Source organism: Sphingosinithalassobacter sp. LHW66-3 (genome assembly GCF_050703275.1).
GTDB lineage: Bacteria > Pseudomonadota > Alphaproteobacteria > Sphingomonadales > Sphingomonadaceae > Sphingomonas.
The window spans coordinates 947633-971228 of the sequence record NZ_CP193482.1; the positions used below are offsets into that span (position 1 = coordinate 947633).

General features: G+C 68.3%; 20 protein-coding genes. 7 read left to right on the forward strand and 13 right to left on the reverse strand.

What is annotated here, in order from left to right; translation table 11 throughout:
• Positions 1 to 37 precede the first annotated feature (37 nt).
• Both ACQ450_RS04355 and ACQ450_RS04360 read right to left on the reverse strand, forming a co-directional pair.
• Positions 38 to 856 (reverse strand): ferredoxin--NADP reductase, encoded by an 819-nt coding sequence (locus ACQ450_RS04355; protein WP_188055408.1) that lies wholly within the window; start codon positions 854 to 856, stop codon positions 38 to 40.
• Entirely contained in the window at positions 853 to 1275 is a 423-nt protein-coding gene (locus ACQ450_RS04360; RefSeq protein ID WP_188055411.1) for a hypothetical protein, read from the reverse strand. The genes ACQ450_RS04355 and ACQ450_RS04360 overlap by 4 nt, the downstream gene beginning before the upstream one ends.
• A gap of 154 nt (positions 1276 to 1429) precedes the next feature.
• Between ACQ450_RS04360 and ACQ450_RS04365 the strand changes: the two genes are divergently transcribed.
• Positions 1430 to 1681: a hypothetical protein gene (locus tag ACQ450_RS04365; RefSeq protein ID WP_188055414.1), complete on the forward strand. Its 252-nt coding sequence runs from the start codon at positions 1430 to 1432 to the stop codon at positions 1679 to 1681.
• Positions 1682 to 1732: 51 nt separating this feature from the next.
• Here ACQ450_RS04365 and ACQ450_RS04370 read toward each other — a convergent pair whose 3' ends face one another.
• The 6 genes from ACQ450_RS04370 to mprF form a co-directional block, all read right to left on the reverse strand.
• A complete protein-coding gene (locus tag ACQ450_RS04370) occupies positions 1733 to 3124 on the reverse strand; it encodes a sensor histidine kinase (protein ID WP_431470658.1) in 1392 nt (463 codons plus the stop codon).
• Entirely contained in the window at positions 3121 to 4239 is a 1119-nt protein-coding gene (locus tag ACQ450_RS04375) for a DUF2336 domain-containing protein (RefSeq protein ID WP_431470659.1), read from the reverse strand. The genes ACQ450_RS04370 and ACQ450_RS04375 overlap by 4 nt, the downstream gene beginning before the upstream one ends.
• 35 nt (positions 4240 to 4274) lie before the next feature.
• Entirely contained in the window at positions 4275 to 5450 is a 1176-nt protein-coding gene (locus ACQ450_RS04380; protein ID WP_431470660.1) for a hypothetical protein, read from the reverse strand.
• 49 nt (positions 5451 to 5499) lie between these two features.
• Complete coding sequence (locus tag ACQ450_RS04385; RefSeq protein ID WP_431470661.1) at positions 5500 to 6699, reverse strand: exo-beta-N-acetylmuramidase NamZ family protein; 1200 nt, start codon at positions 6697 to 6699, stop codon at positions 5500 to 5502.
• On the reverse strand, positions 6696 to 7322 hold the full coding sequence (locus ACQ450_RS04390) for a DOMON-like domain-containing protein (protein ID WP_431470662.1): 627 nt from the start codon (positions 7320 to 7322) through the stop codon (positions 6696 to 6698). The genes ACQ450_RS04385 and ACQ450_RS04390 overlap by 4 nt, the downstream gene beginning before the upstream one ends.
• A gap of 266 nt (positions 7323 to 7588) precedes the next feature.
• Positions 7589 to 10270 carry a bifunctional lysylphosphatidylglycerol flippase/synthetase MprF gene (mprF, locus tag ACQ450_RS04395; protein ID WP_431470663.1) on the reverse strand — a complete coding sequence of 894 codons (2682 nt, stop codon included), beginning with the start codon at positions 10268 to 10270 and terminating at the stop codon, positions 7589 to 7591.
• A gap of 171 nt (positions 10271 to 10441) precedes the next feature.
• Between mprF and tyrS the strand changes: the two genes are divergently transcribed.
• Together tyrS and ACQ450_RS04405 are read left to right on the forward strand one after the other, a co-directional pair.
• Positions 10442 to 11674 carry a tyrosine--tRNA ligase gene (gene tyrS / locus ACQ450_RS04400; protein WP_431470664.1) on the forward strand — a complete coding sequence of 411 codons (1233 nt, stop codon included), beginning with the start codon at positions 10442 to 10444 and terminating at the stop codon, positions 11672 to 11674.
• A gap of 87 nt (positions 11675 to 11761) precedes the next feature.
• Complete coding sequence (locus ACQ450_RS04405) at positions 11762 to 12085, forward strand: PilZ domain-containing protein (protein WP_262503997.1); 324 nt, start codon at positions 11762 to 11764, stop codon at positions 12083 to 12085.
• A gap of 15 nt (positions 12086 to 12100) precedes the next feature.
• Here the strand turns inward: ACQ450_RS04405 and ACQ450_RS04410 are convergent, their stop codons facing one another.
• Both ACQ450_RS04410 and moaA read right to left on the reverse strand, forming a co-directional pair.
• Positions 12101 to 12871: an NAD kinase gene (locus ACQ450_RS04410; RefSeq protein ID WP_188055433.1), complete on the reverse strand. Its 771-nt coding sequence runs from the start codon at positions 12869 to 12871 to the stop codon at positions 12101 to 12103.
• On the reverse strand, positions 12868 to 13869 hold the full coding sequence (gene moaA, locus ACQ450_RS04415; RefSeq protein WP_431470665.1) for a GTP 3',8-cyclase MoaA: 1002 nt from the start codon (positions 13867 to 13869) through the stop codon (positions 12868 to 12870). Before moaA ends, ACQ450_RS04410 begins: the two co-directional genes overlap by 4 nt.
• An 88-nt stretch (positions 13870 to 13957) precedes the next feature.
• On the opposite strand from moaA, the gene ACQ450_RS04420 reads away from it, so the two are divergent.
• Together ACQ450_RS04420 and ACQ450_RS04425 are read left to right on the forward strand one after the other, a co-directional pair.
• Positions 13958 to 15919 (forward strand): putative bifunctional diguanylate cyclase/phosphodiesterase, encoded by a 1962-nt coding sequence (locus ACQ450_RS04420; RefSeq protein WP_431470666.1) that lies wholly within the window; start codon positions 13958 to 13960, stop codon positions 15917 to 15919.
• Positions 15916 to 16371, forward strand: coding sequence for a YybH family protein (locus ACQ450_RS04425; protein WP_188055442.1), 456 nt, complete (start codon positions 15916 to 15918; stop codon positions 16369 to 16371). Before ACQ450_RS04420 ends, ACQ450_RS04425 begins: the two co-directional genes overlap by 4 nt.
• On the opposite strand, the gene ACQ450_RS04430 is transcribed toward ACQ450_RS04425, so the two are convergent.
• The 3 genes from ACQ450_RS04430 to ACQ450_RS04440 form a co-directional block, all read right to left on the reverse strand.
• A complete protein-coding gene (locus ACQ450_RS04430) occupies positions 16368 to 16853 on the reverse strand; it encodes an acetyltransferase (RefSeq protein WP_431470667.1) in 486 nt (161 codons plus the stop codon). The two genes, ACQ450_RS04425 and ACQ450_RS04430, sit on opposite strands and share 4 nt — an antisense overlap.
• Complete coding sequence (mfd, locus tag ACQ450_RS04435; protein WP_431470668.1) at positions 16850 to 20305, reverse strand: transcription-repair coupling factor; 3456 nt, start codon at positions 20303 to 20305, stop codon at positions 16850 to 16852. Before mfd ends, ACQ450_RS04430 begins: the two co-directional genes overlap by 4 nt.
• Before the next feature lie 99 nt (positions 20306 to 20404).
• Positions 20405 to 20671: a succinate dehydrogenase assembly factor 2 gene (locus ACQ450_RS04440; protein WP_431470669.1), complete on the reverse strand. Its 267-nt coding sequence runs from the start codon at positions 20669 to 20671 to the stop codon at positions 20405 to 20407.
• A gap of 491 nt (positions 20672 to 21162) precedes the next feature.
• Here ACQ450_RS04440 and ACQ450_RS04445 point away from each other — a divergent pair, with 491 nt between their 5' ends.
• Together ACQ450_RS04445 and recG are read left to right on the forward strand one after the other, a co-directional pair.
• Positions 21163 to 21405 carry a hypothetical protein gene (locus tag ACQ450_RS04445; RefSeq protein ID WP_431470670.1) on the forward strand — a complete coding sequence of 81 codons (243 nt, stop codon included), beginning with the start codon at positions 21163 to 21165 and terminating at the stop codon, positions 21403 to 21405.
• 115 nt (positions 21406 to 21520) lie between these two features.
• Positions 21521 to 23584: an ATP-dependent DNA helicase RecG gene (gene recG / locus ACQ450_RS04450; RefSeq protein WP_431470671.1), complete on the forward strand. Its 2064-nt coding sequence runs from the start codon at positions 21521 to 21523 to the stop codon at positions 23582 to 23584.
• Positions 23585 to 23596: the final 12 nt, after the last annotated feature.

The following is a 23596-nucleotide window of genomic DNA, read 5'->3' on the forward strand; positions in this document are numbered from 1 at the left end:
CGCCCGCCCCCTCCCCCTTTTCCAGCCCGCGCGCGCTTCAGCCGACGAAGGCGCGCTCGATCACATAGCTGCCCGGCGAGGCGTTCGAGCCTTCCTCCAGCCCTGCCGCCTCGAGCAGTGCCGCGGTCTCCTTCAGCATCGCCGTCGATCCGCACAGCATCACTCGGTCGATTTCCGGGTCGAAGTGCCGCGGCCCCAGCACCGGCGGCGCGAACAGCCGCTCATCGGCGATCAGCTCGGGAATCCGGCCGCTGGTCATGAACGGCTCCCGCGTCACCGTCGGGATGTAATGGAACTGCAGCAGCGCCTGATCGCCCACCAGCGGGTCGCCCGCCAGCTGCGCGGTCAGCTCCTCGCGCCAGGCAAGATCGCTCACGCGTCGCACGCCGTGCACCACGATCACTTGCCCGAACCGCTCATAGACTTCGGGATCGCGCGCCAGGCTGAGGAACGGGGCAAGGCCGGTGCCGGTGGAGAGCATCCACAGCCGCTGGCCGCCCAGCAGCGCATCGCACACCAGCGTGCCGGTGGGTTTGCGCGCCAGATACATCTGATCGCCGGGACGAATCCGCTGCAGCTTCGACGTCAGCGGCCCGTCGGGCACCTTGATCGACAGGAACTCCAGCTCCTCGGCATAATTCGGGCTGGCGATCGAATAGGCGCGCATGATCGGCTTGCCCTCGTCGCCGGGCAGGCCGATCATCACGAACTCGCCCGACCGAAACCGGAACGAGGCCGGCCGCTCGATTGCGAAGCTGAACAGATGCTCGTTCCAGTGGCGCACCCATTTGACGGCGACGGTCTGAAAACTGCTGTGCTCGGGGATCAGCGCGGGCGCGCTGGCATGAAAATTCAACGATCACGCTCCAGGAAAATGCCATTTGAAAGACGCAGCGCGACTTGCTCGACGGCGATCGCCAGCGTCCGCACCGCGTCTTCGCGTACCAATGTCGCTGCAAGCCGGTGCACGCGCGCGGGCGTACCTGCAAGTCCCGCCGCAAACAATACGAGCAACCGTGCTTCGTCGTCGCGCACGGAGCCGAACCCCGGAGGGCCGAAGTGCAGCTTCGCCAGCCCTTCGCGATTGAGCAGCTGCATCGCCATCACGAAATCGCGTGCCGCCTCCGGCGCGCCCGCTTGCTCGAAGCGCCACGCGAGGGCCGCACAGGCGCAGCGGCCGGTGCTGGCATGATGCACCCAGGTCCGGCTCGCTTCGAGAAGAGCGCCATAGGGCGATTCGAGCTCCTGTACGGGTTGGTCGAGAAATGCGTACATCGGCCCCTCTATTGCGATCGCCTCGCATTAGCGAATTGCCGATGGCGGGTCAATCGGGAGTGCGGACGGTGGCCGCAGTAGCCCGCGACGTCGGACCGGCTTGAACTGCGCCGCCAACGGAGGTCTAACCGCAGCCAGGCATCGGAGTTCCCCTATGCGCCAGAATATCCTGATCTTCGCCGGCATACTCGGCTTCCTCGCCGGGGTGGCATTCCTTCTCCAGGGCGCGGGCATCCTCCGCGTGCCCACTGACAGCGTGATGATCGGCGACTCCGACTGGGTCGCGCGCGGCGCGATTCTGGCGGTGGTCAGCGCGATCGTCGTGGCGGGCGCACGCCTCGCGCCGACGAAGCAGGATCGGAGGGCGTCGCGCCGGAAAGACAAAGCAAGCGGCGAAGCCGAATAACGCCCGTAATCGGCGGGCAGAGGATAGCCGCTCCCGCCGCCGCTCCCCGGGCTACTCCTCCCGATAGGGAAGCGTGAAGACGAACCGTGCGCCCTGCCCCGGGGCACTGTCTACGGTGATGTCGCCGCCCATCGCGCGCGCCAGCCGGCGGGCGATATAGAGCCCCAGGCCGCTGCCGCCGGGCTCGCTCGGGTCCACTCGGCCGAACTTCTCGAAGATGCGCGCCTGATCCTCGGCGGCGATGCCCTTGCCCTGATCGGCCACGATCACGCAGCCCATGTCGCCCTCGCGCTCCAGCCGGATCCACACCATCCCGCCCTGCGGCGAATAGCGCACCGCATTGCCGATCAGGTTCACCAGCACCTGCAGCGCGCGGCGGAATTCGCCCGTCACCGGCAGGGTTTCGTTGGCATAGGGCTTGTCGATCCGCACATCGGCCTGCGCTGCCCGCACCGCGAGCAGCCCGCCCGCCCGCCGCGCGACATCGGCAAGGTCGAGCGGCTCGGCCGCGGTTTCGAATTCGGGGCGCTCGATCGCCTGCAGGTCGACCAGATCGTCGACGAGCCCCAGCAGATGCCGCCCCGCACTGGCGATATCGCCTGCATATTCCGCGTAATCAGCGCGCAGCGGTCCCTCGGTCTGGGCGCTGATCGAATCGGCGTTGGCGATGATCCGCCCCAGCGGTCCGCGCAGCGCGCGGTCGAGCCGCTGGCTGAACGAATCGGGGAAGCCGCCGAACGGCGCGGCCGGAACCGGCGCGTCCACTTTCGGCCGCTCCGGCGCCGTCTCCAGCAGGTGCGCCGCGCCGACGAACCCGGCAAAGCGCCCGCCCGGATCGGTGCGCGGCGTCGCATCGAGCCGCACCATTCGCCCGGTGCCGCGAATCTCCGCCTTCTGCCCGTCGAACCGCGCCTGCGCCGCCACCGCGCCGAGAATCGGCAGTTCGCCGCTCTCGTCCTCGGCCAGCGCGAACAACCGGGTCAGCGGCTGGCCCAGCATCCCGCTCGAATCGAAGCCATAGCGCGCGCCTGCCTCGATCGAAAGATAGGTGATCCGCAGCGACGCATCGGTTTCCCACAGAAAGTCCGCAGCCGAGCGGAAGAAATCGCTGTCGCGTTCGGGCTCGGAGGCCGGGGCGCGCCATGCCGCCCGCGGGCGCCATCCGCTCACTTCCAGCCGCACGCCGCCCTCCTCGGGCTCCGCGCGGACCCACAGCTCCAGGTCGTCCTCGCCGTCGGCGGCGATCACATGGCGCGAAATGGCGATGCCCAGCCGCTGTGCGAGCCGGGCGAGCGTCGCGATCTGGGGTACCGCGAGCGGCTTGCCCGGCGCGCCGCCGGCACGCGCGTTGAGTTCGGCCAGGCGCGATTCGGCATCGAGCAGCCGCCCCTTGGCATCGACTCGCCCGATCGCGATGGGAAGCGCAGGATCGATCGCGTTCACGGCGCCTTCTCCGTTCGCTCCAGCGCCTGCAGCGCGGCGCGATAGTCGGGATGCAGCTTCAGCGGAGCCAGTGCCTCGCGCGCCGCGTCGGCGGAGATCGAAGCGATCGTGTCGAGCGTGTCGGCAAACGCCTCGAGGTCGCGGCGCGGATCGCCTTCGCAAAGCGCATAGCCGATCTGGGCAATCGCATCGCGGTCGAGATCAAGCGCACGCAGCGCCAGCCACAGCCGGTCGGCGGCGGGATCGAGCACCATTTCGCGGGCCAGCTCGTATCCGATGCCCAGCGCATCGGCGAGCAGCGCAGTGAACAGCACGATCCGGCGGTCATTCAGCGATTCGACCAGCAGCTGCGGCAGCTCCTGCGGCTGGGCTTCGATCGCGCCGGCAAAGCGCATCGCCGCCGCCTCCAGCCGATCGCCTTCGTCATAGGCGGAAAGGCTGCGTTGCGCCGCGTCGATCAGCGCGCGATCGAGGTCGATCATGGCCTCGCCGGCTTGGCCGGCGACCCGCTCGCGCAGTGCCGCCGCGATCCACCAGACGAGCCGGTGGTGCAGCTCGGCGGGTAAGTCGCTCTGCGCAAATTGTTCCGATTCGGGACTCCCGCGCCGCCGACTTTCTGCGATCATCACTGCCATCGCCCCGGTCGCCAGCACCCGATCGGGATGCTGGATATAGCGGTTGATCAGGCTCGGCCGCTCGGGGTCGTCGGGCGCATGCATCGGCAGCGCAGATCCGATCAGCTCCTGGCGGACGCGGGCCATCAGCTCGGCCATCAGCTCCGAATCGCGCAGCAGCCCGGATCGCATCAGCCGGGCGAGCACCTGCGATTCCTCGCCTGCGAGCGCCTCCGCCTGATCGGCCGCATTCCGTGCGGAAAGCAGCCGAACCGCGTGCTCGCGCACTTCGCTTTCCACCGTCTCGACCAGATTGCGCAGCAATCCGCCGAGCGCCGATCGCGTCCGCTCGTCCAGCCGTGATTCTTCAGGAAGAAAGAAATCGTCCACAGCCACCGTCAACGCGCGAAAGGCGCGCAAATCCTCAGCCGCCGCGCGCGCGAGCAGCTCGTTGGCGCCGATGGTGGCGCCATCGCGCATGTCGACGGGATTGTCCGACATGACCCTCGAATAGCGGAAGTGTCCTTAAAAGGAGACTAAGCCTTTTCGCGAATTGCCTCAACCGCCGCGGCGAGCGTCGCGAAGGCGTAAGCGGCGAGCAGCCCCAGCCCGGCGACCGGCAGATCGGCGAAGCCGAAGGGCGTCAACAACAGCAGATAGGCCGTCGGGCTTCCCCACCAGCGGCGGTGTCGCGCGCCGCTGCGCTCGGCCAGCAAATGGGCCGCCACGGCGAACAGCGCGAGCAGCATCGGCGTCGCCGCAGCCGTGGCGGACGTCGCCGTCCATCCGGTCAACAGCATCGCCGCTCCCGCCAACAATCCGATCAGCCCTTCGAACAGGCGCGCCCGCCGCTCCTCGCCGCGCAGCGCCGCCATCGCAGATCCGGTCGCCAGCACTGCCGCCGCGATCAGCGCCGCGACCAGCCCCGCCCCGTCGAACCCGAACAGGATCGTGCCGAGCGCCCCCAGCCCCACCAGACTTCCCCCGCCCAGCAGCGCCAGCCCGGGCACGCCGCGCGCGACCAGCGCCGGCAGGGCGAGCCGCGCCACTCGCGTGAAGATCCAGCGATCCGCCCAGGTCGGCCGCCGTTCGGTCAGCGCCGCGAGCACTGCATTGCTGCGGGATGCGAGCACTTCGGCATTGCGCACCACCGCGTGGCCGCCGCGGATCCATCCGGGCGTCAGCGGCACATGCTCGGCGCGTGCCTGCACCGCCGCGCGTAACAGCGCCGATTGGAAGTCCCAATCGTCGGGCATGCGTGCGATCGCGCCCAGATGATGCGCCGGAACGCGGGCGACACCGGCCCAGCAATCCTTCATGTCGAGCCGCTCGACCGCAGCGGGCGAATTGAAATCGTCGGTCACCAGCAGCGCCTCGGCGCCGTCGCCCGCCATGCGATCGATCACCGGATCGCTCGTCACCAGGCTATCGGCGAGCACGAGCACCCGTGCCAGCGGATGCACTTTCCCCGCCGCTTCCTCGGCCGAGCGGACGATCTCGACGCTCGCGCCGCGCTTCCCCGCACGCGATACCGCCGCCAGCAGCGCGGGAGTCACCCGCGCCACCGCCACCAGTATCTGCTCGGCGCCCGCACCGATCAGCAGCCGCACCTGATATTCGAGCAGGGTCATGCCGCCGAACGGCAGCGTCGCCGCGAGCACGCCCGGGCGATCGGAGGCGTCGTCGGTCGCGAAGATCAGGCCAACCAGCATGGAACGCCCCTAAATCCTTCGCGCGCCGATGCAAAGCCGGCCGGCGGGATCAGTAGCGCAGATACGGCAGCCGCTCCTCTTCCCACGCCGCTTCGTCGGGCGCCGTCAGCGCATCGAGATCGCCCGGAGCCGCGGCGGGATCGTCCACCCATTCGCGCAGCGCGGGCCCGCCGTTGATCACGTCGATCGCCAGCTTGTCGAATTCATATTCATACGGAAAATCGCGCCACAGCGCGTAATCGGGCCACAGCCGCCGGATCGCCTTGAACGCCAGCGCCTGCAACCGCCAGGGCCGGAACGCCTCATGGTCGTAGCCCGGCCCTTCGGCATGGATGTGGACGCCGTGGCACAGCGTCCCCGCATGCTTGTGGAAGGTCGGCTCGAAGCTCACGTCACGCAGCGTGCAGCCTTCCAGCCATTCGGGCGCCAGCGCGCGCATCTGCGCGATCAGCGCCCGCGCGTCGAGATCGGGGGCGCCGAACAGCTCTAGCGGCCGGGTCGTGCCCCGCCCCTCGCTCAGCGTCGTACCCTCCAGCATCACCGTCCCGGCATAGGCCCGCGCCATGTTGAGATTGGGCGCGTTGGGGCTGGGATTGATCCACACCCGCTCGTCGAGCGGCCAACCGTGCCCCGGCCCGGCGGCGGGCGCATAGCCTTCCATGTCGATCACGCGATAGTCGAGGTCGAGCTTGAACCGGTCGACGAACCACGCCCCCATCTCACCCAGCGTCATCCCGTGCCGCATCGGCATCGGCCCGGCGCCGACGAAGCTCTCCCAGCCGGAGCGCAGCGTCAGCCCCTCCACCGGCCGGCCCGCCGGGTTCGGCCGGTCGAGCACCCACACCCGCTTGCCGTGTTCCGCCGCCGCTTCCAGCACGTAGAGCAGTGTCGTGATGAAGGTGTAGATGCGGCAGCCCAGATCCTGCAGGTCGACCAGCAGCACGTCGAAGCGCGCCATCGAGCCTGCGGTCGGCCGCCGCACTTCGCCATACAGGCTGAACACCGGAATGCCGTGAACCGGATCGTCGAAATCCGGCGATTCCATCATATTGTCCTGCTTGTCGCCGCGCAGTCCGTGCTGCGGTCCGAAAGCGGCGGTCACGTTCACGCCCGCCGTCCTCAGCGCGTCGAGCGAATGCGTGAGGTTCGCCGTCACCGATGCGGGGTGCGCCAGCAGCGCGACGCGCTTGCCCTCGAGGGGCTTGCGAAGCTCGGGGTCGGCGAGCAGCCGGTCGATACCGAAGTTCATGCCGGCCGTGCTGCCGGGAGTTGGAGCGCGAAGCAAGCCGGATCGTGGAAATCGGGAGCGCCTTCGGGATGCGCCAGCGCCCAATGGGATTTCGCTCCTGATTTCTCCTCGATCACGGCGGAAAGCCCGACATGCCACGGCACGTCGACCGGCAGCGCGTGCAGCCGCTCCAGATCGAGCGTCACCTGCACCCACAGATGCTCCCTTGCGTCCCGCTTCGCTTCCGCCCGGCTGCGGATCGGCTGCGGCTTGGTCGAATCGAACGGCGGGCGAAGCATCAGGTCGATCTGCGGCGCGGCGAGCGGCTCCAGCGCCGCCATCCCCGCGCGATACCCGTCGAACCGATAGGCCGCCCATGCCGCCGAAGGCGAGAAGTTGAACTCGTAATAGCCAGGGCCGTCGCCCGGCCGCACGAACAGCTCGAAGCAGGTCCGCTGCCACAATCCGTCGGTGCGCGCTCCGGCCTCCTGCTCGCGCAAAGGCAGCGCGATGTGCCCCGCGCCGCCCGACGCGTGATAGTCGATCCGCAGCATGCGCGGCCGTATCCGCGACAGGCTGGCCGTAATGGCGGCGGGTGCGCCGTCGGCACCGGCATCGTGGCGGCGGAGGGTCTGGCGAAGCATGGCGCGTCGTAGCAAGCGCCGCTGCGGGCGTCACGCCGCCGCGCGCTTCGCCCTCTCCTCTCTTGCAAAGTAGGAATTCGACTGCTTGGCTCGTGGGATGGCGCATCGCTCGCGTTCCCGTTCCGGACCGGCCGAACCTTCCCCCGCAGTTCGCTGCGCCCCCGCGTACGCGTGCGCGGGGGCGCGCCCGCGCGTTGAGGTGCGACTTTTGTGCGACCTTCGGCGGAAAAGCGCGGGTTTCGGTAAAGCAGCCCCGCGGCTGCGGGTCAGCGCGGTTGCAGCTTGCGCCGCATCCGGCGCAGCGTCCGCATCTGCTCCCATCGCAGCCCGCGGATCGGTCGCCTCCAGCGGACGACCGGCGGCGCGGAAACCAGCATCGTCACGTCGGTCAGCGCCATTGCCATCGCCAGTCCGCGCGGCGCGGCCAGATATCGGCCCCGCCATTCGGGCAGGAACTTCTCCTTGTATCGCCGCAGCCCGGCATAGCCGTACAGCCGCTCGCCATGGCGAAACACCGATCCGGCCAGCCGCGCCCAGATCGGCGCGAGCCGGCGGCTCTCGATGCCCGAAAGCGGCGCCACGCCCAGCGAGACATGGGCATAGCCCTGTTCCTTGGCCCACAGCATCAGCCGCGCGAACAGCGCGTCCATCGTGCCATTCGGCATCTCGGTACGGTTTCGCATCAGATCGAACGACAGTTCCTCGCGCGACGGCAATGTCCAGAGATTGGCAAAGGCGAGCACATGACCGTCCTTCTCGGCAAGCGCCACCGGCCCTCCCTTCAGATAGGCGGGGTCGAACCGCCCGAGGCTGAACTGCTTCTCGCGCTGCCGCTTCGCCGCGAGCCATTCGTCGGATACGGAACGCAGCTCATCCATCAGCGGCCCCAGCTCGGCGCCTTCGACGACGCGAAAGGTGACGCCTTCGCGCTCGGCACGGCTCACCGCATGGCGCAGCTTCGATCGCGGCTTGCCTTCGAGCGAGAAGTCGGCGAGCGGCACGCGCGCCTCTTCCCCCAGCTTCATGATACCCAGCCCCAGATCGACCGCATGCGGCAGCATTTCGGCGCCGCAGCGATAGAAGACGGTGCGGCCGCCATGCCGGTCGGCAAGCTCGCGGAACTTCCACACCAGCTCGCCCCAGCGCTCGGCCGGACCGATCGGGCTGCCGAGCGCGATGAAACTGCGCCCTCGGACGCGATACATCAGAAATGCGTCGCCGGCCTCGGCAACGAGGAAGAACTTGTCGCCGGTACGGGCCAGATGCGCCTCGGCGATGGTCGTGGCGTTCAGCGCGGCGTCCCATGTCTCCTTCGACAGCGCATGGGCGAGCGCCGGTCGCGCCGGGCGAGCAAGCCGCCGAAGCGCGAGCAGGATCGCCACGACCGCGACAGCGAGCGAGGCGCGAAGAAAGCGCGGCGCGTTGGCGCCGGGGCGGATCTGCCACCACAGCGCATCCTGATATTCGACGCTCTTGTAACTGAAGAAGCCGATGAAGATGCTGCCTGCGATCACCGCCGCGATCGCGAGCAGCCAGCCGCCGCCGGGACGTTCGCCGGTGAGCGCCGACTGGCGGTAGAAGGCGGGGTGCGTCCAGAGAAGCAGCAGCGCCACCGTCGCCAGCACCGCCGCCTCGACATAGTCGAAGCCCCGCAGCAGCGCGAGGAAGGCTCCGGCGGAAAGCAGCACGACGCTTACCAGCCAGGCCACGTCGAGCCGGCGATACAGGCCCCAGGCAGTGAACATCAGGATCGTCCCGATGATACTGCTGGCGATGTGCGAAAGGTCGAGCAGCACCGAGGGCAGGAATTTCGTCAGCGCCGCCACGCGCTCGGGCACGAAGGGCAGCGCACCGGTCAGGATCATCAGCGCACCGGCCGAAAAGACCGCCGCCGCCATGGTCAGCGGCGCGATCGACCGGGCGATGTTGCTCCCGGCCCGCATCATCGGCGCGGCGCGGTCGCGCAGCCGCTCGCCTTCCAGCACTGCCAGATAGAGCAGCGCCAGCGCGAACGGCAGCAGGAAATAGATCAGTCGATATCCGATCAGCGCGGCCGCCAGATCGGTCTTGGGCATTTCCGGCAGCAGCAGGAACACCATCGTTTCGAACACGCCGAATCCGCCCGGCGCATGGGTGATCACCGCGACCGCGAGCGCCAGCACATAGGCGGCGAGCAGTTGCGGAAAGGCGTCGAGCGCAAGGCTGGGTGCGAGTACGAACACCACTCCGGCGGCGAGCGCCAGATCGAGCGAGGCGGCGGCGAGTTGGGCCGCGGTCAGACCAGGGCCCGGCAACGGCAGGCTCAGGCCCAAGGCGGCAAGCGTGCGCGGGCGCCGCGCGGTCCACAGCCCATAGGCGATCAGCCCCGCGATCAGCAGCGCCGGCGCGCCAAAGCGCAGGGCATCGGGAAGCGCGACCGGCCCGAGCGCGATGCCGCTCGGCAGCAACGGGAGCAGCAGGAGGAAGACCGCGAACACGCCGAGCAGGAATGCAAGCGACGCAAGCGTCACCACTCGCGCGACATCCGCCTCGTTCAGCCCGGCGCGTGTGTAGAAATAGAGCCGCACCGCTCCGCCCGTCAGCAGCGGCAGGCCGAGCGTGTTCGAAACGGCGTAGCTCGTCGCCGCGCCGCGCGCGATCAGGCCGGGCGGCACTCTCCGTTCGACGATGCGCAGCGCGGCGACGTCGAACACGATCAGGCAGGCGAAGCTCAGCACCGTCAGCAAGGCGGCGACCAGCCAGCGCTCGCCGGGGATCGCCGTGATCGCCCGGCTGATGTCGTCGATGCGAATCTCGCGCAGCACCGCGCTCAGCGCGACCAGCGAGACGATCAGGATCAGCAGGCCGACGAGCGTCCACAGCAGGTCGCGACGCCCGGCGGCCCAGCGGGCGACCGCCGCCACCGGCCCGATCCGCTTGCTCTCCGTAACCTGGCTTTCTGCTTCCATCCGGTCCGCTGCTCCCCGTTTCGCACTGGACGGATATCAGACGAAGCGCGGCACCTGTTGGTTTCCCCGCCCCTTCCGCCGTCGTGCGGCCGCAGGGCACTAGCCCGCCTGCGCGCGCAGGCCAATCGCCGGGGTGACGCGCGCCAACTTTGTGCTAATCCGCGCGGCGCCATGACCGAACATCGCTCCGATCTGCTCCGCCTGCTCGAAAGCCGCGGCTACATCCATCAGCTCACCGATGCCGTGGCGCTCGACGCGCTGGCGGCCAAGCAGATCGTTCCCGGCTATATCGGCTTCGATCCGACGGCGCCGTCGCTGCATGTCGGGTCGCTGGTGCAGATCATGCTGCTGCGGCGGCTGCAACAGACAGGGCACAAGCCGATCGTCCTGATGGGCGGCGGCACCGGCAAGATCGGCGATCCCAGCTTCAAGGACGAAGCCCGCAAGCTGATGACCGACGAGGTGATCGCGTCGAACGTCGCGTCGATCAAGCGCGTGTTCGAGCGCTTCCTCACCTTCGGCGACGGCCCGACCGACGCCGTGATGCTCGACAATGCCGAATGGCTCGACCGGCTGGAATACATCCCCTTCCTGCGCGACATCGGCCAGCACTTCTCGGTCAACCGGATGCTCAGCTTCGATTCGGTCAAGCTCCGGCTCGATCGCGAACAGTCGCTCAGCTTCCTCGAATTCAATTACATGATCCTTCAGGCCTATGACTTTCTGGAGCTGTCGCGCCGCGCCGGCTGCCGGCTTCAGATGGGCGGTTCGGATCAGTGGGGGAATATCGTCAACGGCATCGAGCTGTCGCGCCGCGTCGACGGCACCGAAGTCTATGGCATCACCACGCCGCTCATCACCACTGCCGACGGCGGCAAGATGGGCAAGACCATGTCGGGCGCCGTCTGGCTCAACGACGACCAGCTCTCGGCCTATGATTACTGGCAGTTCTGGCGCAACACCGACGATCGCGACGTCGGCCGGTTCCTGCGCCTGTTCACCGATCTGCCGCTCGACGAGATCGCCCGGCTCGAAGCGCTCGAGGGCGCCGAGATCAACGAGGCGAAGAAGATCCTCGCCAACGAGGCGACTCGCATGTGCCGCGGCGATGCGGCTGCCGACGAAGCCGCCGAGACCGCGCGCCGCACCTTCGAGGAAGGCAGCGCCGGCGAAGCGCTGCCCACGCTGGCTGTTGCGGGCGGCAGCATCGGGATCGTCGACGCGCTCGTCGGCCTCGGCCTCTGCGCCTCGAAGGGCGAGGCGCGGCGCCTGATCCAGCAGGGCGGCGCGCGCGTAGAGGGCGAGAAAGTGGCCGACGACCAGCTGGCCGTTGCGGTCGCCGCTGCGCCGGTTCGCGTCTCGGCGGGCAAGAAGCACCATGGCCTGCTGACGCCTGCCGAATAAAACCTATGTTAAGCAGCTTTGTTTGAACGACTTTCATTCGGTAGCCGTTATCCCGCAAGCGCCAAACCAGAGTAGCGGGGCGCGTGTGTGAGCGTTGGAACGGGAAATCTGGCTTTCGCCGACGTCCGGCGCGAAGGACGCGACGAGGTTCATTATCGCGCCAAGGCGTTCGGCCCCGATGCGCGGGAGCTGCGGCTCCTGATCGTCAACATCTCGCCCCACGGCCTGATGGCGCGCTGCGATCAGGAATTCGACATCGGCTCGCGGCTCCGGGTGACGTTGCCGATCGTGGGGGCGCTCGTGGCGGAGGTCCGCTGGGCGCTTGGCGGGCGGATCGGCTGCCAGTTCGAGACCGCAGTCGATCTCGCCAGCTATTACGAGCTTCTGTCGGCACTGGTCCGTCGCCGGTGAGCAAAGTCCTCCGGCTCAGGCGACGAACTGCTCCATCGTGATCCGATCATCGAGCGCATGTTCGGGATCGAACATCAAAGTAAGGTCGCGCAGCTGATCGATCGCGACATCGATCTCGGCGACATCGCGGACCTCGCGCTGGTCGGCCACCGCACTCACCGGCCGCTTGTCCGCATCGAGCACCCGAATGCCGATACGGGTCCGCTCCGGCAGCAGTGCGCCGCGCCAGCGCCGCGGCCGGAACGGGCTGATCGGCGTGAGCGCCAGCAGCCCCGACCCGAGCGGCAGGATTGGTCCATGGGCCGACAGGTTGTAGGCAGTCGAACCGGCAGGGGTCGCCACCAGGATGCCGTCGCACACAAGCTCCGGCAGCACGACACGCTCGTTCGCAGTCACTTGCAGCTTCGCAGTCTGGCGAGTCTCGCGCAGCAGCGAGACTTCGTTGATCGCCGGCAGCACGCAGCGCTCGCCGCTAACGGTGGTAGCGGTCATCGACAACGGCGAGACCCGGAACGGCCGGGCGCGGGCGAGCCGCTCCTCCAGGCCTTCAAGCCGCCACTCGTTCATCAGAAAGCCGATGGTGCCGAGATTCATGCCGAACACCGGAACGATCCGGCGCCGCTCCAGCATTGCGTGCAGCGTCTGAAGCATGAAGCCGTCGCCACCAAGCGCGACCAGCTGGTCGGCCTCTTCGACCGGCACCCAGTCGTAAATCTCACGCAGCTCGTCCGCAGCGAGCTGCGCCGATTTGACCGGGGACGCGACGAGCGCGCAGCGAGACGTCATCCGCCGGTCACGCTCATGTGGCGGGCGACAGCGGGTGCCGACCCCTCGGCGATCCTGAAATCGTGCCGCCGCGGCTTGATCGCGAGCGCCGCGTCGATCGCGGCATCGACTGCCGGCAAGCCGCCGTCGCGAATCGCAGCTTTGAGATCGACCTGATCGTCATGGCCGAGACACAGATAGAGCCGCCCTTCCGTCGTCAGCCGCACGCGGTTGCAGCCGTCGCAAAAGTTCGCCGTGAGCGGCGAAATAAGCCCGAGGCGAGTGTCGGTCCCCGCCAGCCGCCAATAGCGCGCCGGACCGCCGCTCCGATGCGCGTCGCGACGAAGGTCGAACCGGCCAAGCAGGTCGTCGAGAACGTGCGTGAGCGGCAGGAAGCGATCGGCGCGGTCCTCGTCGACGCTCCCCATCGGCATCGTTTCGATCAGCGTCAGATCGAGCGCCTCGTCTGCGCACCAGGCGAGCATGTCTGCGATTTCATGCGCATTAAGGCCTTTCAGCGCGACCATGTTGATCTTGACCGCGAGGCCGGCGGCCTTCGCCGCCGCGATTCCGCCGAGCACCGTCTCAATCTGTCCATGACGGGTGATGTGGCGAAACACTTTTGGATCGCGACTGTCCAGGCTCACGTTCACTCGGCGCATCCCGGCGTCCGCAAGCGCCTGGGCATGTTCGGCAAGACGCACGCCGTTGGTCGTCATCGTCAATTCGTCGAGCCCACCATCGCCGAGATGCCGGCCCAGCCGCCGCGCGAGATCGACGATATCGCGGCGTACCAGCGGCTCGCCGCCGGAAAGACGGATCTTGCTCGTTCCCCGGGCAATGAACCGCTCGGCGATCAGCGCAATCTCTTCGAGGCTCAACAGCCGTTCTCTCGGCAGAAAGGTCATCTGCTCGGCCATGCAATAGCGACAGCGCAGGTCGCACCGGTCGGTGACCGAGATGCGCAGATAGCTGATCGTGCGGCCGTGGCGGTCGATCAGGGGAGAGGCGCTTGCCATGCTGCAGGAGCTAGGCTTTCGCAGCCCGAGGGGCAAGCCCAGCACCGCCCCCTTCGACAAGCGGCACGCGAAAGCGGATAGGAGGAGCATGAGCGAAGCCGAATCGGTCCCGCCGCAGCGCGCGCCCCTGTTCCTCCTCTCTTTCCGCCAGCGCAACGAGCTGGCCACGACCGTGGCGGCCGCCGGGTGGCGCAGCGTTGCCGCGCGCCGTGCGGACGAAGCCGAGCGGCGCTTCGCTGCCTCCGGCGCGGCAGTCGCTCTGGTCGACGCGCGTGGAGTGCTGGCCGAGGGGCTGGCGGCGACGCAGGCGCTTGGCGAGGTCGTCGCGGAGCGCGGTGCCGCCCTGCTGGTGCTCGTTTCGCGGGGCGACGCCGGTCGAATCGGCGACTTCTATTCCGCAGGCGCAACGCATTTCCTCTCGAGTCCGATGCGCGCAGTCGAGCTGGTGCAGGCGCTGCGCTTTGCGGAGCGACACGTCGAGCGCCTGGGCGGTTGGGAGGCCCGAGCCGGTGCGAACGCCGAGCCGCTCGGCTGGCGTTGGGACCCGCAATTGCGCTCGCTGCAAATCACTCCGGCGCTGGCGCAGCTCGCCGAGCTTCCCGAGCAGCCCGGACGCCGTGGCTTCCTGCGCCAGCTCCCGCGCCGCGAGCGAAAGTTGGTGCATAGCGCCCTGCGGCGGCTCGGCGCTGACACTCCGGCAACTGCCTTCGCACACGATCTTCCGGGGGTCGGTCGGCTTGTCCACCATCTGCAATATGACGCCCGCACTCGGCGTGTGCACGCTCTGGTCGAGCCACTGGGAGCCGCGCCCGATGCAGGGGCGGCAGTTCGCGACGCTTTCGAAGGAGTTCGCGACGCCACTGCCGCACGGCGTTGGCTCGACCAGCGGATCGGCGAATCGCAGACGCTGACGGCGATACTGATTGCACTCGAGCGGTTCGAGGATGTGAATGCAGCGCATGGACGGAGCGCCGGTGACGCACTGCTTCGTGCCGTCGCGCGTCGGATCGACGAAGCGGTACGGAGCACCGTCGGCAAAAACGCGCTGGTTGCCCGGCTGGGCGGACCCGAGTTCCTGGTCGCGACCGCCCCGGGGAGCGGCACGCTCCTCCGCAGCTGCATCGAAACAGCATTCACACGCCCGTTCGTCGCGGGTGGCGCTGTCACTCCGCTGGAGCCCCGCATCGCCTGCACCGAATCGGAGCCTGACGATAGCGCCGCGACCCTGCTGCGCCGGCTGACCGAGACCATCGCCGAGCGCGCGGCCGGCCCCGAAGCTCCCGCGCTCGACCGGTTGGCGGGCGATATCGCCAGGGCAATCGCGGATGGCGAAGTCGCAATCGTGTTCCAGCCGCAAGTCGCGATCGCTACCGGTGCCATCGCGGGAGCCGAGGCACTGGCGCGCTGGCAGCATCCCGAGCTCGGCGCGATCGACCCAGAAACGCTGTTCGCGGCTGCCGAACGGGCGGAGCTGGGACGTGCCTTGTCCGAGCATGTCCAGCAGCGTGCGCTCGCCGAAGCCGCGGACTGGCCCGTTTCGCTCGCGTCACTGCGACTCTCGATCAATGTCACCGCGAGTGACGTGAGCCGCCCCGACTTCGCCGATCGACTGCTCGGCCGAATCGACGCCAGCGGCTTTCCCCGCGGTCGCATGACTATCGAAGTCACCGAATCGAGCATCATGGAAGAGCTCGGCGAGGCGGCACGACTGCTCGCCGAGCTGCGCACCGCAGGCTGCCGGGTGGCGATCGACGATTTCGGCACCGGCTATTCGAGCCTCGCCTATCTGAAGGCATTGCCGCTCGACGTGCTCAAGATCGACAAGAAGCTCAGCCAGGACATCGCCGGATCGCCGCGCGATCGCGTGGTGGTGCGCGGCGTGATCGACATGGCACGGTCGTTGGGGCTGACGGTGGTCGCCGAAGGCGTCGAGACCGAACAGCAGCTCGAACTGCTCGCCAAGGAAGGCTGCCAATATTACCAGGGCTATCTCTGCGCCGAGCCGCTCGATGCGGCGGCGCTCGCCCGACTTGTGGAGGAACGCGGATGATCCGGATCGCACTTGCCCTGTTGGCGCTGACCTTCGCCGCGCCGGCCGCGGCGCAGGAGGCCCCCGCCCCGGTTCGCGCGGAAATCCGTGCCGCGCTGAACGAATCGGCGGCGGGCTGGAACAGCGGTGACATCGAGCGCTTCCTTTCGGTCTATGCCGATGCGCCGACGACGAGCTTCGTCGGCGCCGATGTGGTGCACGGGATTGCTCCGATCCGGCGGCAGTATCTGGAAACCTATCCCGATCGCTTCTCCGGCCGCAGCGGCGAGGGGGGACGGCAGCTCTCCTTCACTTTCCACGACATCCGCATGCTCGGGCGCGACCATGTGCTGGCGATCGCCCGTTGGCATCTGAGCTCGGCGGGCGACGCCCCGGCCGCGAGCGGGATGACCAGCCTCGTCTTCCGCCGCACCCCCGCCGGCTGGAAGATCATCGCGGACCACAGCAACTAGCCGTTTCCGCTGGCTTCCAGCCGAAAGTGGAGCAGCGGAAACGGGCGTCCCTGATCGTCAGTCGGCGACCGGCCGGTCCGCACGAAACCCAGCCGCTCGTAAAAGCCGACCGCGCGCGGATTCTGTTCGTTGACGTCGACCGTGAGCACAGCGTGCCGAGCGCGTGCGAAGTCCATCAGCGCCCTGCCCACGCCGCGGCCGTGGTGCGCGGGATCGACGAACAGCGCGTCGACATGCGCACCCGTCATCCCCAGAAACGCAACCGGGCAGTCCGCAGCGTCACTCGCCACCCAGAGTTCCGCGGCCGGAAGATAGTCGTCGCGCACCATTGCCGCGATCTCGGACCGATCGGCCGGTGAGAGGAAATGGTGCGTAGCCTCGACGGCGGCGTGCCACAGCGCGAACAGTCGGGTCGCGTCTTCCGGCGTGTTGCGGCGGATCCGCAGGCGGCCAGCGGCATCAGAGGGCCCTGTCGCCGTCATCCCGCCGCCTTCGCCAAGCCGCGCGAGAGCTGGAGCGCGCCGTTGAGCCGCGCCTGCGCAGTCGCCCAGCCGCGCGTGATGACGAGCTTCATGTCGGGCCGCAGCTTGGCAGTGCCTTCGAGCCGGTCGACATAGGCGAGCAGCCCCTCGACATTGGGGAAGCGATCCTCGTGGAAGTGAACGAGCGCACCCTTGGGGCCGACATCGATCTTGGCGATGCACGCCTTCCTGGCGTTCAGCTTCGTCTCGATGAGCGTGAGCAGATTCTCGGTCGGCTCGGGCAGCTTGCCGAATCGGTCGATCAGTTCGGCGGCAAAGGCCTCGACGCCCTGCTTGTCCTCGACTTCGTTGAGGCGACGATAGAGGCCCATGCGCAGATCGAGATCGGGGACGAAATCCTCGGGGATCATGATCGGCGCATCGACCGTGATCTGCGGCGAGAGGTCCTTCGGCCGCTCGTCCTTCAGCCCGCCCGACTTGGCGTCGAGGATCGCCTCCTCGAGCATCGACTGGTATAGTTCGTAGCCGACTTCCTTGATGTGTCCCGATTGTTCGTCGCCGAGCAGATTGCCCGCACCGCGGATGTCGAGATCGTGGCTGGCGAGCTGGAACCCGGCGCCGAGCGAATCGAGATCGGACAGCACCTTCAGCCGCTTTTGCGCGGCATCGGTCATCTGCCGCTCGGACGCAGTGGTGAGATAGGCATAGGCACGCGTCTTCGAGCGCCCCACCCGCCCGCGCAACTGATAGAGCTGGGCGAGGCCGAACTTGTCGGCGCGATTGACGATCAGCGTATTCGCGCTGGGAATGTCGAGCCCGCTCTCGACGATCGTCGTCGAGACCAGCACGTCGTACTTCTTGTCGTAGAAGGCCGACATCCGTTCCTCGACGTCGCCCGGTGCCATCTGACCGTGGGCGACGATATATTTCACTTCGGGCACTTCCTCGCGCAGGAACTGCTCGATGTCGGGCAGGTCGGCGATCCGCGGCGTGACGAAATAGGCCTGGCCGCCGCGATAATGCTCGCGCAGCAGCGCCTCGCGCAGCACCACGGGGTCCCAGGGCATGACATAGGTGCGCACCGCGAGCCGATCGACCGGCGGGGTCTGGATCACCGAAAGCTCGCGCAGGCCGCTCATCGCCATCTGGAGCGTGCGCGGGATGGGCGTGGCGGTGAGCGTCAGCACATGCACGTCGGCCTTCAGCCCCTTGAGCCGCTCCTTGTGCGTGACGCCGAACCGCTGCTCCTCGTCGACGATCACCAGGCCGAGCCGCTTGAACTCGATTCCCCTGGCGAGGATCGCGTGCGTACCGATCACCACGTCGATCTGGCCGTTCGCCAGCGCCTCCTTGGTAGCCTTCATCTCGGCCGCGGGAACCAGCCGCGACATCCGCCCGACGTTGATCGGGAAGCCTTCGAACCGCTGAGTGAAATGCATGTGATGCTGGCGCGCGAGCAGCGTCGTCGGACACACCACGGCGACCTGCATGCCCGCCATCGCGGCGACGAAGGCCGCGCGCAGCGCGACTTCGGTCTTGCCGAAGCCGACATCGCCGACGATCAGCCGGTCCATCGGCCGGCCGGCCGCGAGATCGCCCAGCGCATCCTCGATCGCGCGGTCCTGATCCTCGGTCTCCTCATAGGGAAAGCGATCGACGAAGGCGGGATAGCCGCCCGCATCGGGCTCGGCGACATCGGCGGGGCGCAGCGCGCGCTTGGCGGCGGTCGCGATGAGTTCGCCCGCGATCTCGCGGATGCGCTCCTTCATCTTCGACTTGCGCCGCTGCCATGCCTCGCCGCCCAGCTTGTCGAGCGTGGCGCCTTCCTCCGACGAGCCGTAGCGCGTCAGCACCTCGAGATTCTCGACCGGCACGTAGAGCTTGTCGCCGCCGGCATAGCTCAGCGCGACGCAATCGTGCGGCGCCTTCTGCACCGGGATCTGCGTGAGCCCGTCGTAGCGGCCGATCCCGTGATCGACATGGACGACGAGATCGCCGGGCGAGAGAGTCGCCAGCTCGTTCAGGAATGCATCGGTCGACTTGCGGCGCTTCTGGCGGCGGACGAGGCGGTCGCCGAGCATATCCTGCTCGGTGAGCACCGCCACGTCGGGCGCCGTGAACCCGTGATCGAGCGGCAGCACGACGAGGGCGACGCCCTTGTCGGCGATGCCGAGCGCCTCCTGCCAGCTTTCCGCCGGCCGAGCCCCCTTCAGCCCATGATCGGCGAGCAATCCCGACAGCCGCTCGCGCGCACCACCCGAATAGCTGGCCAGCACCGGCTTGCGGCCGTCCTTGCGCAGCTTCGCGACATGCGCGACGACAGCGTCATAGACATTGCTCTGCGCCGCGCGCTCGGGCGCGAAGTCACGCGGCCCCTCAACGTCGAAATCGAGCACGGTCGCGCTTTCCGGCTCGCGGAACGGCGTGGCGAGATGCGCGGGCGCCTTTTCGAGATGCGACGTCCATTCGTCGGCGGTGAGATACAGCGCCTCGGCCGCAAGCGGGCGATAGCTGCCGGGATCACTGGACTGAGCGCGCACGCGATTGGCGTGATAGTCCGCAACCGCCTCGAACCGCGCCTCGGCGGCGCCGGCGGCGTTGCCGTCGCGCACGACCACGGCATCGCCGGGCAAGTGGTCGAACAGCGTCTCGAGCCGCTCCTCGAACAGCGGCAGCCAATGCTCCATGCCCGCGAGCCGCCGGCCGTCCGAGATCGCCTGGTAGAGCGGATCGCCGGTGGCGTTTGCGCCGAACTTCTCGCGATAGCGCGTGCGGAAGCGCTTGATCGATTCGGCGTCGAGCAGCGCCTCGGAAGCAGGCAGCAGCGTGAATCCATCGATCCGCCCGGTCGTGCGCTGGTCGGCGGGATCGAAGGTGCGCACGCTCTCGATCTCGTCGCCGAAGAAATCAAGCCGCAGCGCCTGCTCGGCGCCGCTGGGAAAGAGATCGACGAGGCCGCCGCGCACCGCGAATTCGCCCGCATCGTTCACGGTATCGACGCGGTGATAGCCGTTCGCCTGAAGCAGCGCGGAGAGCGTGTCGAGCGAGATGCGCTCGTCGGGCGCGAGCCGCGCGACGAGCTGGCGGATGCGGAAGCGCGTGAGCGTCCGCTGGGTAGCGGCGTTGACGGTGGTGACGACGAGGCGCGGCCGCTTGGCCGGCGTCTGCAGCGCATGCAGCGCCGCCAGCCGTTCGGACATCACCCGAAGCGTGGGCGAGGCACGATCATAGGGCAGGCAATCCCAGGCGGGATAGCTGACGACTTCGACATCGGGCGCGAAGAACGGCGCAGTCGATGCCGCCGCCCGCATCGCGACTTCGTCGGGCGCGACATAGACCGCGGTGCCGCCCGCGCGCGCTAGATCGGCCAGCAGCCAGGGCAGAAAGCCGTTCGGCACGGCGGAAAGAGTGAGCGGCCGATCGGCCTTAAGAATGGTCTTGAGATCGGGCATCGTCTGACGGTTCCGGACAGTCGCCGGTGCTGGCGTGTCGAAGCTCGGTCGCTTCGGGAGAATGGAGTGCCCTTCGGCGAGCGCAGGGCGGACGGAAGCCTATTCGGCGATCGGCACGTAGGTGACGTTCTTGAGCGCGGCCATCACCGGTCCTGCAAAGCGCACGGGCGTCGGCTGCGTTCCCAGCGCCCAGGCCATGATGTCGACATCCTGTTCCTCGAGCAGCGCCTCGAACAGAGTGACCTCGGCATCCGACCAGCCGGCGTGGTGCGCGTCGAAGAAACCGCCGATCAACAGATCGGCCTCCTTCGTCCCGCGATGCCATGCACGAAAGCGCAGGCGCTTCAGGCGCGTCTCGCGATCCACATTTCCTCCAAACAGCTTCGGGCCGGCGGCGCAGGAAAGCGCCGCCAGCCGTTCGAGAGGCGAGATAGGGTGGTGCGCACGAAAACACCAGCGCGACCGATCCCGCGGCCGGACCGGAGCCTCGAGCGAAACGCGCGGTTTTCCGCCGAAGGTCGCACTAAGGTCGCACCTCCGCGCGCGTGCGTGCGCCCGCGCGTGAGCGGCCGGTTGGTTCTAGCGCATTCGTAGCGCAGCGATCCGGTGCAGCGGGGTGCGGGGCAAGATCGGAGCGGCATGGCGGTCCTCCAGCAACGGGCGGACCCGTCAGATATGCCGAACGGCCGCCTGTAGGACAGCGAAAACTTCGCAGGAGGCGCAGGAATTCAGCCGCCGCAGCAGCGTTTTTTGGGAACACTGGGCGTCTCGGACTGTTCTGCGGCTGAACGCCGGGTTAACATGCGTCGCGGGACGCGCTAGTCTCGCGGCCGGACGAAACGAAAAGGAGTACCGGAATGAAGACCTTTGCGACGATCGCTGCCGCCGCCACCTTCGCGCTTCTGAGCGCCTGCGGCAACGAACAGGATGCCGCCGGCGACGTGGCCGAGCAGCAGATGCAGTCCGCCGAGGACGTGCTCGAGGAGAAGGCCGATCTGGCCGACGAGCGCGGCAACGAAATGCAGGAAGAGCGCCTCGACGCCGCTGCCGATGCAGTTGGCGACGCCAGCGGCGACGTGGAAGAGACGATCGCCGAATAACGGCGCGCCGCAACCGAGTTTCGACGGGGTCTCCCGAGAGGGAGGCCCCGTTTCATATGTGCGTCACGCGCGGCCGCTTCCGTCCCCGCCGTTCCTGCCCTAACCCGGCGGAGCGATGCGCCCCGAACTGCTCAATCCCCTGTTCGCCGAAGTCACGGCCCTTAAAGGCATCGGGCCGCAGCTCGCCAAGCCGCTCGACCGGCTGGGGCTGGCGCGGGTCGTCGACGTGCTGTTCCACTTGCCGACCGGCTGGATCGACCGCCTAGCCCGCGACGAGCTCGATGTCGCCGACGCCGGCCGCGTGATCGCGATCACGCTGACGCCGGTCTCCTATCGCTTCGGCGGCAGCGCGCGGGCACCGGCGCGGGTCCAGGCGGTGGACGCGGCGGGGAATTACGTGAGCCTCGTCTATTTCGGCGGCAATTCCGGCTGGGTGAAGAAGCTGTTCCCGCTCAACGAGCCGCGGCGCGTTTCGGGCAAGCTCGAAAGCTATGGACAGGAGCTGCAGATCGTTCACCCCGATCATGTCCAGCCGCTCGACGGCGGCGAGCCGCTGGCGGAGCGCGAGGCGATCTATCCGCTGTCCGAGGGGATGACTTCGAAACGGCTGGCCGGGCTTGCCGCACAGGCGCTGGAGCGTGCGCCCGAGCTGCCCGAATGGATCGAGCCGGGGCTGAAGGCGCGGCACGGCTGGCCCGACTGGCACGACGCCCTCGCCCGCATCCATGGCGATCCCGCCGATGCGAAGGCGCGCGAGCGGCTCGCCTATGACGAGGTGTTCGCCAATCAGCTCGCGCTGCTCCTGGTCCGCGGCGAGGCGCGGGCGAAGCGCGGACGGCCGCTGATCGGCGACGGGCGGCTGCGCGAGGCGCTGAGGCTGCCCTATGCCCCGACCGGCGCGCAGGCACGAACGATCGGCGAGATCGAAGGCGACCTGCGCCAGAGCCAGCCGATGCTCCGGCTGCTCCAGGGCGATGTCGGATCGGGCAAGACGCTGGTCGCGACCATGGCGCTGCTGATGGCCGCCGAGGCTGGCACACAGGGCGCGCTGCTCGCGCCGACCGAGATCCTCGCGCGCCAGCATTTCGAGAATCTGAGCCGGATGCTCGCCGGGATCGACGTGCGAATCGCGATCCTCATCGGGCGCGACAAGGGCCGCGCCCGCGAGGCGACGCTGATGGGGCTGGCCGACGGATCGATCGACATCCTGATCGGCACCCATGCGATCTTCCAGGAAGGCGTGACCTATCGCGACCTGGGGCTGGTGGTGGTCGACGAGCAGCACCGGTTCGGCGTGGCGCAGCGGATGCTGTTGCAGGCCAAGGCCGCGCGGCCGCCCCACCTGCTGGTGATGACCGCCACTCCGATCCCGCGTACCCTCACCCTCGCCCAATATGGCGAGATGGACGTGAGCCGGCTCGACGAAATGCCGCCCGGCCGCCAGCCGATCGAAACGCGGGTGATCGCCGAGGACCGGCTGGGCGACGTGGCCGACGCGCTCGCCCGGCACCTCGAAGGCGGCGGACAGGCCTATTGGGTGTGCCCGCTCGTCGAGGAGAGCGAAAAGAGCGACCTCGCTGCCGCCGAAGCGCGTGCCGAAGCGCTGCGCGCGCGGTTCGGCGACAAGGTGGGACTGGTTCACGGGCGGATGAAGGGGCCGGAGAAGGACGCGGTGATGGCGCGCTTCTCCGCAGGCCAGCTGGGCGTGCTGGTGGCGACGACGGTGATCGAAGTGGGCGTGGACGTGCCCAATGCCACGCTGATCGTGATCGAGGCCGCCGACCGCTTCGGCCTCGCCCAGCTCCACCAGCTGCGCGGGCGCGTGGGACGCGGCGGCGGGCGATCGGTATGCCTGCTGCTGCGCGGCAACCAGCTCAACGAGACCTCGCGCGCGCGCCTCGCGCTGATGCGCGAGACCAACGACGGCTTCCGAATCGCCGAGGAGGATCTGCGGCTGCGCGGCGCGGGCGAGCTGCTGGGCACGCGCCAGTCGGGCGAAATGCAGTTCCGGCTGGCGAATCCCGAGATGCTCGGCGAATTGCTGCCCGCCGCCAATGGCGATGCGCGGTTGCTGATCGACCGCGACGGAGGGCTCAAGGGCGAGCGCGGGCGGGCGGCGCGACTGGCGCTCTATCTCTTCGAACGGGACGCGGCGGTGGGTCTGTTGCGCTCCGGATAAGGCACGCGGCCT